Genomic DNA, 12770 nt, shown 5'->3' on the forward strand with positions numbered 1-12770 from the left:
TTATTAACAAGTTATTAGTTAATACATGACAACAATCATAAAAAGTCATCATTTCTAACTGATTATCAAACAATTTGACAATTAATTTAACACATCAATCAAGGAGAAAAAAAGCTGCATTATTTCATAAATTTTAAATAGAATGCATAAAAACTGATGAATGCAAGTGAAAAAAAGATTGCATACCAGCTGATGGTGATGTCCAAAAATAACTTCGGAACAAACATAATCATCAAATTAGAAAAAGCATAAAAGTGAAAACCGAGCTTTTTTAAATTCCACATAAGTATTGCTCCGGTTAAAGAAACGAACGTAAAAAACAACGTAGTTAAATAATACCCCCAACCGGCTTCAATAACACGTAAACTTTCTCTCATTGCCTCTTCGTCATAGCCCGGAGATGACAGCATGAATTCTTTCATCGTTTCCGCAGTAAGAGGAGTGATAATACTCGACAAGATTCCTAAACCGGTAAAAATAAAGGTAAGGATACATAAAATTGTTAACGAGCGGGGACGTTTTATTTCTTCATTATTAGGGGTTTGCTCTTCCATAGTGTCCATATCGATTAATATTTATTGGCACTCCACAATTCAAAATTCTTTTTTTGCTCTTCACTCACGCCATTCGCTTTGCGCATCTTCATCGTTTTGTAAAACGATTTCGGTTGAGGAACTAATTCAGCTGTCTTTACAATTCCATTCGTTGCAAAAACAATTTTTTCGGTTGCATTACCAAAGTAATTGCACCACTCTGTAAAGTTGGTTCCACTTCCATCGGGTTTTATCTGAACATCGTTAATTGAAATCAAATCATCATTGAGTGCAATCCCAGCTTTATCAGCAACCGAATCCATGTAAACTGCAGTCACTTTACAAATACCAGCTACCTCATTTACCTTTATTCCCAAAGCATGTTCATTGAATTTCGAATTGGGTTCTTGTTGTAATTCACAACCAATATAATTCATCGCCTCTTTTAGCAATGGTTCATAATCGTTTTTACCATTGATATAATTAGTATAAATTACATCGTAGGACTGGCCAGCAAACTGCTCTACAGCCATTTTATAGTCGACATCCGAATACCCTTTCCCTTTCAAAGCAAACTGTTCATTCAAATGGCGCATCACATCATCCAACGAATGTTTGTTTTGAGAATTTTTACGAATAAACATATCGGTAACAAAGGCCAATAAATTTCCTTCATCATAAATATTCGTTTTACGGTTTGGAATTCCCGGAGCATATCCATCTAACCATGTATCAAAGGAGGAGTCGGCAACCGACAAATTAAATCGTCCGAAATTATCGAAATGTTTTTGCAAACGCTCATCAAAGGTTTTAAAATATTGCTGTTCGGTAAATACCCCGATCGGAAAAGTAAATAATCACCATAATAGGTCGTTACGCCTTCACAAACATATCCCAATTTGGAATAATTTTCTTTTGTGTAGTCATAGGGCTGCATCTCAATCGGGCGAATGGTTTTAATGTTCCAGGCATGGAATAACTCATGAGAACAAACACCCAATACATCTTCATACAAATCGCCTTTCATCAAATTGTATCCCGGACCGAGTGCTAAAACGGTGGATGTGGTATGTTCCACTCCATGGTAAGTGCGATAAGGTGTTATCTGAAATAAAAAATGATAGGCATCAAAGGGAGCCTGCTTCATCATTTCCAACTGATGATTGCAAAATTTAATAAAATCGGTATTTAGCTTTGCCCAATCGGGTTTGCATTCTCCCTGAAACCAAAGATTAAATTCTTTCCCCGCACATACAAACTGATTGTGCTGTAAAGATGGAGAAGCGATAAACGGAGAATCGGCCAGTTCATGATAATCTTTTGCAACAAAGCATTTCACTCCTTTATCATTTGAAGGAGATGATGAAAGCCCGCATGCTACTTTGTAATCGGCAGGAAGATTTATTTCCAAATAACATTTTTCATTGGTTTTTTCAGGAATAAAAACACAGCAATTTACCGGATTCATGTATAGTTGTGTTGCATCCAAAAAGGTAGATCCGGCATTTAAATCCAATGCATAATAATTGTATTTCACATGCAATTCGGATATGCCTTTGGTATCTACTTTCCAACAATCTTTTGTAATTTTTCGGAAGTTTAATGAATTTCCTTTTTCATCAAAAGCAGCCCACTTTTGTACATTTTTTGCAAAATTCCCTAATTCATATCTTCCTGGACGCCATGCCGGTAGTTGAATAAGTGTTTCGGGTTGACTTACTTCACTGATGAACTCAATATCAATAAAGTGTTGATGTGGCTTGGTGTAGGATACGCTATATTTCATAATTACGGATAAAAATCGACTGAATTTAAAACGAAATTACTAATTACAAGCGATAAAATAGAAGGATTCGTAAATTCGTAAAGATTCGTTATCTGTACCAGTTTTTTTGTTACTTTCGTATCTTAAGTATCTTTAAAAATTCAATAATTCTAATTTATAATCTCAAAGCTTATGAGTTACGATTTAATAGTAGTAGGAAGCGGTCCCGGTGGTTATGTGGCTGCAATCAGAGCATCACAATTAGGCTTAAAAACAGCCATCATTGAACGCGAAAACCTAGGAGGTATTTGTTTAAATTGGGGATGTATCCCAACCAAAGCCTTATTAAAAAGTGCACAGGTATTTGAATATTTAAATCATGCTTCAGACTACGGAATTACTGTAAAAGGCGGAGAAGCCGATTTCCCTGCGGTTGTAAAACGCAGTAGAGATGTGGCTGACGGAATGAGCAAAGGTGTTCAATTTTTGATGAAAAAGAATAAAATTGATGTCATTACCGGAACTGGAAAAATCAAAGCAGGTAAAAAAGTAGATGTAACTGCCGATGGTAAAACGACTACTTATGAAGCAAAACATATTATTATAGCAACGGGTGCACGTTCACGCGTATTGCCAAACCTTCCGCAAGATGGTAAAAAAATTATTGGATACCGTGAGGCATTAACGTTACCGAAAATGCCAAAATCAATGGTTGTTGTTGGTTCAGGTGCAATTGGAAGTGAGTTTGCATACTTTTATGCGACCATGGGAACGAAAGTTACCTTGGTAGAATTCCTGCCAAGCATTGTTCCTGTTGAAGACGCAGAAGTGTCGAAACAATTGGAGCGTTCATTCAAAAAAATGGGGATTGATGTGATGACGGAAGCAAATGTGGAAAGTGTGGATACAAAAGGAGGAGATTGCAAAGTAAAAATCAAAACAAAAGCTGGCGAAAAAATTGTTGAAGCAGAAATCGTTTTATCTGCCGTAGGAATTCAAGCAAACATTGAAAACTTAGGTTTAGAAGAAACTGGAATTGCAACCGACAAAGGAAAAATTTTAACAAATCCGTTTTACCAAACAAACATCCCCGGATATTATGCCATTGGTGATTGTGTTGGCGGACAAGCCTTGGCACATGTTGCATCAGCAGAAGGAATTATTTGTGTAGAAAAAATTGCTGGACACCATCCAGAACCATTAGATTATAATAACATTCCGGGATGTACCTATTGCCAACCAGAAATTGCATCAGTAGGTATGACCGAAGCAAAAGCAAAAGAAGCAGGCAAAGAAATTAAGATTGGTAAATTCCCATTTTCTGCTAGCGGTAAAGCAAGTGCTGCCGGTGCAAAAGATGGATTTGTGAAGTTAATTTTTGATGCAAAATATGGTGAATTATTAGGAGCGCATATGATTGGTGCGAATGTTACCGAAATGATTGCTGAAATTGTAGCAATCCGTAAATTGGAAACAACCGGTCATGAATTAATCAAAACGGTTCACCCGCATCCAACCATGAGTGAAGCCATTATGGAAGCCGCTGCTGCTGCTTATGGTGAAGTGATTCACATGTAAGTTCACGATAAAAAATCAAATAAAAAGCTCGACAAAATGTCGGGCTTTTTTTATTTTAGATCTGCTATTCTTTTTTGCTCTCGCAACCATTCCAATGCGGCAGGGGCATCCGAAAACAAACGCGTTTTTGCAATCGGTTTATGAAATTTTATGATGAAGTTCCCTACCAGTTTGTTCGCGATCGAATTGACAAGCACCGCTTGTGCCAACATATTTTTTTGCGCCTCAGGAGTTGAGCCCCATTCGCGAGCTTCTTTTGAAACTTCAATATTTACACGTGCGTCAATCATTGCAACAAATGGCTTTCCTTGAGTAAGCGACCACGACATTTGCTGCATATTCTTTGATTCCACAAGATCAATTTCTGTATTTTCAAACAACGTAATATGAATGATTCCATCTTCGATCATTGTAAAAGATGCACATTTTGTTGTTTTTGTTGAAAATTCAGCCATTAGTAGAAATACCTATCATGCAAATATAGAAATATCAATGCAGGATAATCTACTTTCCTTTTTAGAAATTATTTAAATGAAACGGATGAGAGGGGTTATCGTTTAGAAGCAATCTGTGTTCTTAACCATTTTACAGCTTCCTTTTCATTAGAGAAAATACGAGTAGGATAAAGCGGCTTATGTGATTTTATAAAAAAATTACCCACTAATTTATTGGCCAAAGAGTCGGTTAATATTGCTGCAGCAATTCGTTTGGGAGAAACAGCAAAAGCATCACGCGCTTCTTTACTAATTGTACCTGTTTTTGACGCATCAAATACCGTCACATATTCTTTCCCCTTAGCTAATTCGGAAGCCGCAAGAATCATTTCCTGAGCATCCTTCAATTCAATATCAATTCCATCTGTCATGCAAACCTTAATAATTTGCGGCTCAAGCAATTCAAGATAAAATTTAGGGGATGTACTCATATTTTGCTGCAAATTTACAACTTCATCAATGTGCATCAAAGAAATAACGATTATTTTTCTTGGTATGCATCTTATGTTCAATTAACTGCAATGCTTCATCAACTAACAAAGCAGGTATTTCATGTGTCGTGCCATTTTCAACAACCTGTTGCATATAAATCAACGCATTGTTATCCTGGAGATACTCCTTCGCTCTGAATGAAATAAAATTACGGTTACCTGCTAAATAAACCACTACATAAAAAGAGTCTTCCAGATCAAATGCCAATACTGCATCAATATCAAAACGCTGGGGCAAAGCATCTGCTTTTTCTAAAAGCAGATAAATCAAATTATTATCATTTGAAATCTCAATCATTTTTTTTCAGCTTCGCCATATAAAACCCATCAAAACCTTCACTCGGTAGGATCTTTCGATCTTCAATCAACTCGAAATTTTTATTTTTCTCCAAAAAGGTTTCTACTTGTCGCTGATTCTCGCTTGGCAAAATACTACAGGTTGCATAAACCATAACACCACCCGGTTTCAAAAGTTGAGAATAATTTTGAAGAATCTGTTGCTGTGTTTTTGTAATTCCTTCGATAAACTCCAAACTCAACTTCCATTTTGCATCTGGGTTTCTGCGAATCACGCCCAGCCCGGTGCAAGGCACATCTAACAACAACCGATCGGCCGTATTTTTTAATTTTAAAAGCGCTGCATCATTAATTAATTGTGTTTTAATAATACGCACCCCTCCTCTATCTGCACGTTTTTTCAGTTCCAGTAATTTGCGTTCTTCCACATCCATTGAAATGATGTTTCCGGTATTGTTTATCATTGCCGCCATGTGTAAGGATTTCCCTCCCGCTCCTGCACAAGCATCAATCACTGTCATTCCTTCTTTCAAATCCAAAAAAGGAGCGATTAATTGAGAAGAGGCATCTTGAATTTCAAACAAACCTTGTTTGTATTCAGTTAGGTTTTGTAAATTTTGTCGTTTCACCAATACCAATGCATCCGGATAATCGCCAACAGGAAATGTTTCAATAGATTGTTCGGCTAATAAATGTTTTAATTGAACCGAATTTGTTTTTAAGGTGTTTACACGAAGTACAACTTGTGCTTCCTTATTTAATTCATGAATTTCTTTTTCCCAAACAGTTTCCCCTAACTCTCGTGTGGCTACTTCATCCAACCAATCCGGTATAGATTCCCGATATTTTCGCGTTTTTTTTACCTGTTCCGCATTTTTCAGAATATGAGTCTTCTCTATTCCTTTAAACTCTTCCCAATCTGGTAGTTCAACTTCCTTCAATAATTGCCAGGCAGCAAACAATTCATAATAATGTGGGGTATCTGTTCCATCTCCTTTATCAAGCGTGTGCACCAAAAACCGCCACCAACGTACCATTTCGTATACATTTTCGGCAATAAATCGTCTGTCGCGTGAGCCCCAGCGTGAATTTTGTTTGAGTACTTGTTCTACAGCCTTATCCGCATAAACACCCTGTACAAAAATTTGTTGAAGGGTTTCAATGACAGCACTTACAAGCGATTTGTGGAGTTTCATTTTATTAACAAAGTAATTGTGTAAAAATACACAATCGGGAGTAAATTATGCCTATTTATACTCGTCAAAAAATAGTATTTTTGGGACAATGAACTTCTCCTCAAAACTAATCGAAGAAGCTGTAAACGAATTTAGTAAGTTGCCCGGGGTGGGAAAACGTACTGCGTTGCGCTTTGTGTTGCATTTAATGAAACAAGATGCAGCTGAAGTGAACAAATTTGGCGGTGCCTTTATTAAGCTCCGTAACGAACTCCGTTATTGCGAAAAATGCCACAATGTTTCAGACAAACCTTTGTGCGAAGTTTGTGTGAACCCACACAGAGATAACAGCGTTATTTGTGTTGTAGAAGATATCCGCGATGTGATGGCCATTGAGAACACCCAACAATATCGTGGCGTTTATCACGTTTTAGGTGGAATTATTTCTCCAATGGATGGAATTGGTCCAAGTGACTTGAATATCGAAACGCTTGTTAAAAAGGCAACCTCCGGAGAAATCAAAGAAGTGATAATGGCTTTAAGCACAACTATGGAAGGCGATACAACCAATTTTTATATCTATAAACGGTTAAAAGAATTCAATGTAACAGTGTCCACCATTGCCCGTGGAATTTCAATTGGCGATGAATTGGAATATGCAGATGAAGTAACGCTTGGTCGTTCTATTGTCAATCGTACACTCTACGAAAACTCCTTATCATTCAAATGAAGTTAACAGTCGTAATTGTCAATTACAACGTTCAACATTTTTTAGAGCAATGCCTACATTCAGTTCGCAAAGCTTCAAAAAATGTATCGACTGAAATTTTCGTAGTCGACAACAACTCTGTTGACGGCTCCGTGAACATGGTGAAAGAAAAGTTTCCGGAAGTTCAACTAATAGAAAACAAAAAAAACACCGGATTTTCCTTTGCAAACAATCAAGCCATGCGCATTGCAAAAGGTGAATACGTTTTATTATTAAATCCGGATACCGTTGTTGAAGAAGATACATTTGAAAAAGTAGTCGGATTTATGGATACACATCTGGATGCGGGTGGATTAGGTGTAAAAATGCTGGATGGGAAAGGAAATTTCCTACCGGAATCAAAACGCGGACTGCCTACTCCATCGGTTGCCTTTTATAAAATCTTCGGATTTTCTCGTTTATTCCCAAAGTCAAAAACATTCGGAAAATATCACCTCGGCTTTTTAGATAAAGATAAAACGCATGCGGTAGAAATTCTTTCCGGAGCATTTATGCTCATGCGTAAAACCACACTCGATAAAGTTGGTTTATTGGATGAGACCTTTTTTATGTATGGAGAAGATATTGATTTATCCTATCGTATTATTTTAGGCGGATACAAAAACTACTACTTCCCTGAAACCCGCATTATTCACTACAAAGGAGAAAGCACAAAAAAGAGCAGCATCAACTACGTATTTGTATTTTACAAAGCGATGGTCATTTTTGCCAACAAGCATTTTTCACAAAACAATGCAAAACTCTTTTCATTCTTAATCAATATCGCCATCTATTTAAGAGCCGGAGCAGCCATCTTTATCCGTTTTCTTAAATCCATTGCATTACCGGCATTCGACTTTACATTGATAATGACCGGCTTATTATTAATCAAAGATTATTACGAAAAAATATAAAGTTCATCGAAGGAGGTTCCTATTCGGCTGCCCTCACCTCTATTGCTTTTCCGGCATATATCATCATTTGGATGTTCACCGTTTATTTAAGTGGTGGTTACGACAAACCCATTCGTTTGTTTAGAGTGATTCGAGGAATTTTGGTGGGAACAGGAATTATTTTAATTGGTTATTCACTTTTACCGGAAGCCTATCGTTTCTCCCGCGCATTAATTATTTTAGGAATGGGTTGGGTGGTATTGTCGTATTTGATTTCTCGCTTGGCTTTTCACTTTGCCGGATTGAAATCGTTCAGCTTAAATCCTGATAAAAGCAAACGTATTGCAATCATTGGCCAGCAAGAGGAATACGAGCGTGTAAGTCAATTGCTTAAACAAACAAACATCAACACCAGCTTCCTTGTTTTTATTAGTGCGAACGATAAAGGGAATACACATCCTGATTTTGTTGGCAACATTAACCAAATTGAAGAGGTCATTGAAATTTACAAAATCAATGAAGTGATTTTTTGTTCACGCGATATTTCTTCTCAAGGTATTATCGATTATATGCATACCCTCGTATCTGAAAATGTAGATTTTAAGATTGCACCTCCCGAAAGTTTATCCATCATTGGCAGCAATTCCATTGACACTGCAGGCGATTTGTATATCATTGATGTGAATTCCATCGGGAAACCAAAAAACAAACGCAACAAACGACTGTTTGATATCTTGTCTTCCATCCTCATCATTGCCTTTTCACCGCTACTCGTTTTGATTCAAGATAACAAAGCCGGTTTTGTTAAAAACATGTTTGCTGTGTTGTTTGGATTCAAATCCTGGGTAGGTTACGGCAACGACAAACACGATCATCTTCCTAAATTACGTCCATCAGCGCTCTCACCTGCTGATGCGATAAAAAACATCGCCATCAATGCCGACACCCGAAATCGTTTGCATTTAGCGTATTCCAAAGATTATAAAATCGAGAATGATTTGAATATTGTTTGGAAAGGGATTAAAAATTAGGGAACTAAGGCAACCAATCTGCGTTGAAAACGTCATCATTTAGGATGCAGATAATTTCTACTAAAATTTCAAAGCAATTTATTCTAATTTTATGCATGCTCATTGGCTTGCATACTCAAACAAATGCTCAAACTTCTTTCAACACACTCAACATACTTCCAGGGGTAAAAATTGGCTATAATTTTGGATCTGGATTAGACTTTGGAGCTCACCTAGGATTTACATTTTTTAATTACACTGTTTCTGGAACTGAATCAGGAGCTGGTATTGACATCGCTTATGATTATTTTTTTGGTCATACGTATCTCAGAGGAAAAAAAAGAACAACATTCAAAACAATTGGAATTAGTCTTTTGAACAACACAAACAACCAAGTTGTTTCAAAATTAGGCCTTTCGAAAACATCTGTTAAATGGGGATTTGACAATCGCAACAAATCCGAATCAAAAAGCTGGGGCTATAATGCAGATATTAGTTATTCACCACTAAAAAACGGTTTATTTATCGGATATCATGTATTTCAGGTAAATAATGCTTGTATGGGTTTAGGGGTGAATCATTCGAATATTTTTTACGCTGCTTATCGATATCCCGTAAGCTTTATTTTAAAAGACCCAATGGCAGTTAATTTTCCAAATCAAAATAAATAAAACAACTACCGAACAAACTTCCCACTCACCACTTCGCTTCCCACTACTCCTTTTAGAATGTAAACACCTGCTGGAAATCCGTTGAAATCGATCACCGAAATACCTTGTCCGATTTTTTTAGTAAGCAGCAATTTCCCTGTCACATCATAAATGTAAATATCAACTGAATGGAGCGAAGTTGCGCACGTAACTGTTCCATCGTGCATCCAATAGTGAAATTCATTTTTCAAATCGGATACTTCATTTATACCAATAGGAATTGAAAATTCATGTGCACCAATATCGATTGTACCACTTATTAATCTTAAAATTTCATTCGCTGGGTGTGAATATTCTTTGTCAGGTGTTAATGGGAAACCGGAATTCGCAAGTCCAGGATTTGTTCCAGAATTAACAGCTATCGAACTTGGGATAAGATGATAATCATACGAACTTGGACTCACAAAACCCATTGTTACAATGCTGGTTGCGCGAATATTATTCGAACTATCTATAACGGTTGCAGCTCCTGAAAGAGACGTTCCCGGTCCTGCAAAAATATTATTATACGATTTATACAAATCTAAACCCGAAGCAGGCAAAGAAATGAACGTTCCGGAGGAGCGATCATTCACAACTGTATTGTTCACAAAATAAAATTCTTGTGGTCCCGGATTTGTCAATCCTTCCAATCCATAACCTACGATTCCGGAGTTGGTCGAATTAGGTCCTTGCTCAATTACATTCCCAATCACATAACTGGTTCCACCATTCGGAAGATCAATTTCTCTACTGGCATTTCCGGTTGCTTCATTGCTGAGTCGGTTATACATCACATAGTTCACATGCGCTCTGCTTTTCAATTCATGCCCAATGTTACAATGATGTGTATAGTTGTAACGAAAAATCAATGTATCAATATTGTTGATGTACAGATTATGCGTGTAGCCATCACCAAAACCATTGTTACTAAATTCGGTATACTCTACAATAATCTTACTTGGATTTAATGTTCCTGCAAGAATGCCATTTTCATTATCATGAAAATAACAATGACTAACGGTTAGGTTCAGACCTTCTTGTCGGATACCGGCACCATTTTCGGAAGGACAGGCACACAAAGAAAATTCTATCCATTCTACTTTGGTGTTGTTTCCACCAATCACCCAAATTGCCTTTCCACCCCAACTTAATCCGTTTGCTTTTAGATGCGCCATTCCACCCACACCGCGCAGCAACAAATTATTGGCTGTCCAATGCGCTACATCGGAATTATATATTCCTGCATCAATAGAAACCGTATCTCCATTTGCAACTAATGTAGAAACCTGACTTGGTAAGGTATAAAAACGACTAGGCCCCACTAACCAATTGGTTGAATAAGAAGATTGGAGAATGAAAAGAAATAAAAGAATACTACCGATTTTTATCGTTTTCATGATTTCAATTATTAATGAATTAGCAATTTAAAACAATAAATGCTCTTGGGTAAGTTTATTTCACAAATAGTTTTGGATGACTTCCTGATGATTTAACCTGAAGTAGAATATCAAACAACTTCGCAGTAGCTACAGCATCGCCTTCCGCTCTGTGTCTTGCGTTATTCGGGATATTCAATGCATCACATATTTTCCCTAAGCTATATGATTTATGACCGGGAATTAGTTTTCTGCTTAATTGGACAGTACATAACTTCTTTCGTTCGAAATGAAAACCTAAGGAAGCGAATTCTGCTTTGATGAAATTATAATCGAAACTCACATTGTGAGCAACAAAGGTTTTATTGTCGGTGAGTTCGTGAATTTTTTTTGCGACTTGATGAAATTTTGGAGCTCCAACTACCATTTCGTTGGTAATACCGGTAATATCTGTATATAAAGGGGAGATATAACATTCCGGATCAATGAGAGTAGAAAATTTATCGACCACACTTAATCCATCATGAATTAAAATACAGATTTCGGTGATGCGTCCTGTAGGATAATTGAATTTACCTCCGCAGGTTTCTATATCGATGATGGCAAACATTGTTGCAAAGATATGATTTTGACACAGAGACTCGTGTTTTTAGCCACAGATTCACAGATTAAAATTTTCAAATTAGAAATCTCACCAATTATTTTCTAAAACAGAAAATCTGTGAATCTGTGGCTACCCACTATTTTCCCATTTCAACGCGGAATGACTGCAAGAAACGAATCATGCTTTCCAAGTTTAAGTCTTGTGGTTTAAACTCACCAATATTTAAGCTGCATACAAAGCTCCAAACTTCGATGATGTTTTCTGTTTTAACCGGATATGGACTATACACAGGATTATCTGAGTGAAACTGGAATACATCGTTCGATTTTTTATCTTCACGATACAGGCGTTTGTACACCACTCCATCTTCTTTGGTAAGGATGATATAGGTTTGTCCGTCTTTTATTTCTTTCATCGACTCCACATATTTACCCACTACGAATGTTCCATCTTTTAGTAATGGCATAGAATCCCCTTTTATGGAGAATGCACGGTGTTTGCCAACAATTTTAAATGGGAGGTTCATGATTGGCAGATCCTCGATAAATTCAGGATCGGCATACCCATTTAAATAACCGGCAACCGCTTTTGCAGGAACCACTTCTACCAGGTCTTGATTTTGACGATCAACAATCACAGGAAACAGGATTCTGTTTTTCCCGATTTCGAGCAATGACTCCGGATCCGTTTTTGCCAAATCACCTCTCACCAATGCATCAATGGCAATGTGAAAATGATCTGCAATTTTGATTAATAAATCATAAGGAGGCTCAGCTCTTCCTTCTTCATAAGATCCTAATCGAGAGCGGGAAATATCCAATTCATCCGCTAACTGAGTTTGAGATAATTTTTTTAGTGCTCTCAGAACACTAATGTTTTTGGCTATTTTTGACATTGCTAATATATTTAGCACAAATATACTAAATATATTTGCACATTTGCAAATGTAAATCAAAAAATGTTTTGTTTGTGTCCCGATAACTATCGGGATAAGATTTTAAGATTTCGAATCGGGGTGCTGTTTTCAAGAAAAAAATAAACAATGCCATGGTTATTTAAATAATGAAACCACCCCGATTTTTTTTCTCGACTTCGCTCGATAGCTATCGGGACG

At 36.9% G+C, this 12770-nt stretch carries 15 protein-coding genes; 5 read left to right on the plus strand and 10 right to left on the minus strand.

Annotation, left to right across the window (positions count from 1 at the left end; translation table 11 throughout):
- Positions 1-119 precede the first annotated feature (119 nt).
- The 3 genes from IPP64_10085 to IPP64_10095 are packed head-to-tail and all read right to left on the minus strand — an operon-like array spanning position 120 to position 2319.
- A complete protein-coding gene (locus IPP64_10085) occupies positions 120-563 on the minus strand; it encodes a hypothetical protein (protein MBL0329744.1) in 444 nt (147 codons plus the stop codon).
- A gap of 5 nt (positions 564-568) precedes the next feature.
- Positions 569-1327 carry a hypothetical protein gene (locus IPP64_10090; GenBank protein MBL0329745.1) on the minus strand — a complete coding sequence of 253 codons (759 nt, stop codon included), beginning with the start codon at positions 1325-1327 and terminating at the stop codon, positions 569-571.
- A complete protein-coding gene (locus tag IPP64_10095; GenBank protein MBL0329746.1) occupies positions 1255-2319 on the minus strand; it encodes a hypothetical protein in 1065 nt (354 codons plus the stop codon). Before IPP64_10095 ends, IPP64_10090 begins: the two co-directional genes overlap by 73 nt.
- A gap of 171 nt (positions 2320-2490) precedes the next feature.
- Here IPP64_10095 and lpdA point away from each other — a divergent pair, with 171 nt between their 5' ends.
- A complete protein-coding gene (gene lpdA / locus IPP64_10100; GenBank protein ID MBL0329747.1) occupies positions 2491-3876 on the plus strand; it encodes a dihydrolipoyl dehydrogenase in 1386 nt (461 codons plus the stop codon).
- A gap of 50 nt (positions 3877-3926) precedes the next feature.
- Here the strand turns inward: lpdA and IPP64_10105 are convergent, their stop codons facing one another.
- The 4 genes from IPP64_10105 to IPP64_10120 all read right to left on the minus strand — a co-directional run bounded on the left by IPP64_10105 (position 3927) and on the right by IPP64_10120 (position 6354).
- Positions 3927-4331, minus strand: coding sequence for a hypothetical protein (locus IPP64_10105; protein ID MBL0329748.1), 405 nt, complete (start codon positions 4329-4331; stop codon positions 3927-3929).
- A 95-nt stretch (positions 4332-4426) separates the two neighbouring features.
- Positions 4427-4801 carry a hypothetical protein gene (locus tag IPP64_10110; protein ID MBL0329749.1) on the minus strand — a complete coding sequence of 125 codons (375 nt, stop codon included), beginning with the start codon at positions 4799-4801 and terminating at the stop codon, positions 4427-4429.
- Positions 4802-4826: 25 nt separating this feature from the next.
- Positions 4827-5159, minus strand: a complete 333-nt coding sequence (locus IPP64_10115; GenBank protein ID MBL0329750.1) for a hypothetical protein — start codon at positions 5157-5159, stop codon at positions 4827-4829.
- Positions 5152-6354, minus strand: coding sequence for a methyltransferase domain-containing protein (locus IPP64_10120; protein MBL0329751.1), 1203 nt, complete (start codon positions 6352-6354; stop codon positions 5152-5154). Before IPP64_10120 ends, IPP64_10115 begins: the two co-directional genes overlap by 8 nt.
- A gap of 88 nt (positions 6355-6442) precedes the next feature.
- On the opposite strand from IPP64_10120, the gene recR reads away from it, so the two are divergent.
- From recR to IPP64_10140, 4 genes are all read left to right on the plus strand, one after another.
- A complete protein-coding gene (gene recR, locus IPP64_10125; GenBank protein MBL0329752.1) occupies positions 6443-7063 on the plus strand; it encodes a recombination protein RecR in 621 nt (206 codons plus the stop codon).
- On the plus strand, positions 7060-7995 hold the full coding sequence (locus IPP64_10130) for a glycosyltransferase family 2 protein (protein ID MBL0329753.1): 936 nt from the start codon (positions 7060-7062) through the stop codon (positions 7993-7995). The genes recR and IPP64_10130 overlap by 4 nt, the downstream gene beginning before the upstream one ends.
- 71 nt (positions 7996-8066) lie before the next feature.
- Positions 8067-9005 carry a hypothetical protein gene (locus tag IPP64_10135; GenBank protein MBL0329754.1) on the plus strand — a complete coding sequence of 313 codons (939 nt, stop codon included), beginning with the start codon at positions 8067-8069 and terminating at the stop codon, positions 9003-9005.
- Between the two features lie 44 nt (positions 9006-9049).
- Positions 9050-9655, plus strand: coding sequence for a hypothetical protein (locus tag IPP64_10140; protein MBL0329755.1), 606 nt, complete (start codon positions 9050-9052; stop codon positions 9653-9655).
- A 5-nt stretch (positions 9656-9660) separates the two neighbouring features.
- On the opposite strand, the gene IPP64_10145 is transcribed toward IPP64_10140, so the two are convergent.
- From IPP64_10145 to IPP64_10155, 3 genes are all read right to left on the minus strand, one after another.
- Complete coding sequence (locus IPP64_10145) at positions 9661-11073, minus strand: T9SS type A sorting domain-containing protein (GenBank protein MBL0329756.1); 1413 nt, start codon at positions 11071-11073, stop codon at positions 9661-9663.
- A gap of 55 nt (positions 11074-11128) precedes the next feature.
- On the minus strand, positions 11129-11662 hold the full coding sequence (locus tag IPP64_10150) for a 3'-5' exonuclease (protein MBL0329757.1): 534 nt from the start codon (positions 11660-11662) through the stop codon (positions 11129-11131).
- Positions 11663-11792: 130 nt separating this feature from the next.
- A complete protein-coding gene (locus IPP64_10155) occupies positions 11793-12551 on the minus strand; it encodes a LexA family transcriptional regulator (protein MBL0329758.1) in 759 nt (252 codons plus the stop codon).
- Between the last annotated feature and the right edge of the window lie 219 nt (positions 12552-12770).

The organism is Bacteroidota bacterium (genome assembly GCA_016722565.1).
Lineage (GTDB): Bacteria > Bacteroidota > Bacteroidia > 2-12-FULL-35-15 > 2-12-FULL-35-15 > 2-12-FULL-35-15.

Coding starts and splice junctions, on each gene's coding strand:
- IPP64_10105 (MBL0329748.1), bottom strand. CDS start 4,331: ATGGCTGAATTTTCAACAAAAACAACAAAATGTGCATCTTTTACAATG.
- IPP64_10115 (MBL0329750.1), bottom strand. CDS start 5,159: ATGATTGAGATTTCAAATGATAATAATTTGATTTATCTGCTTTTAGAA.
- IPP64_10135 (MBL0329754.1), top strand. CDS start 8,067: ATGTTCACCGTTTATTTAAGTGGTGGTTACGACAAACCCATTCGTTTG.
- IPP64_10150 (MBL0329757.1), bottom strand. CDS start 11,662: ATGTTTGCCATCATCGATATAGAAACCTGCGGAGGTAAATTCAATTAT.
- IPP64_10140 (MBL0329755.1), top strand. CDS start 9,050: ATGCAGATAATTTCTACTAAAATTTCAAAGCAATTTATTCTAATTTTA.
- lpdA (MBL0329747.1), top strand. CDS start 2,491: ATGAGTTACGATTTAATAGTAGTAGGAAGCGGTCCCGGTGGTTATGTG.
- IPP64_10110 (MBL0329749.1), bottom strand. CDS start 4,801: ATGAGTACATCCCCTAAATTTTATCTTGAATTGCTTGAGCCGCAAATT.
- IPP64_10155 (MBL0329758.1), bottom strand. CDS start 12,551: ATGTCAAAAATAGCCAAAAACATTAGTGTTCTGAGAGCACTAAAAAAA.
- IPP64_10095 (MBL0329746.1), bottom strand. CDS start 2,319: ATGAAATATAGCGTATCCTACACCAAGCCACATCAACACTTTATTGAT.
- IPP64_10120 (MBL0329751.1), bottom strand. CDS start 6,354: ATGAAACTCCACAAATCGCTTGTAAGTGCTGTCATTGAAACCCTTCAA.
- IPP64_10130 (MBL0329753.1), top strand. CDS start 7,060: ATGAAGTTAACAGTCGTAATTGTCAATTACAACGTTCAACATTTTTTA.
- IPP64_10085 (MBL0329744.1), bottom strand. CDS start 563: ATGGACACTATGGAAGAGCAAACCCCTAATAATGAAGAAATAAAACGT.
- recR (MBL0329752.1), top strand. CDS start 6,443: ATGAACTTCTCCTCAAAACTAATCGAAGAAGCTGTAAACGAATTTAGT.
- IPP64_10145 (MBL0329756.1), bottom strand. CDS start 11,073: ATGAAAACGATAAAAATCGGTAGTATTCTTTTATTTCTTTTCATTCTC.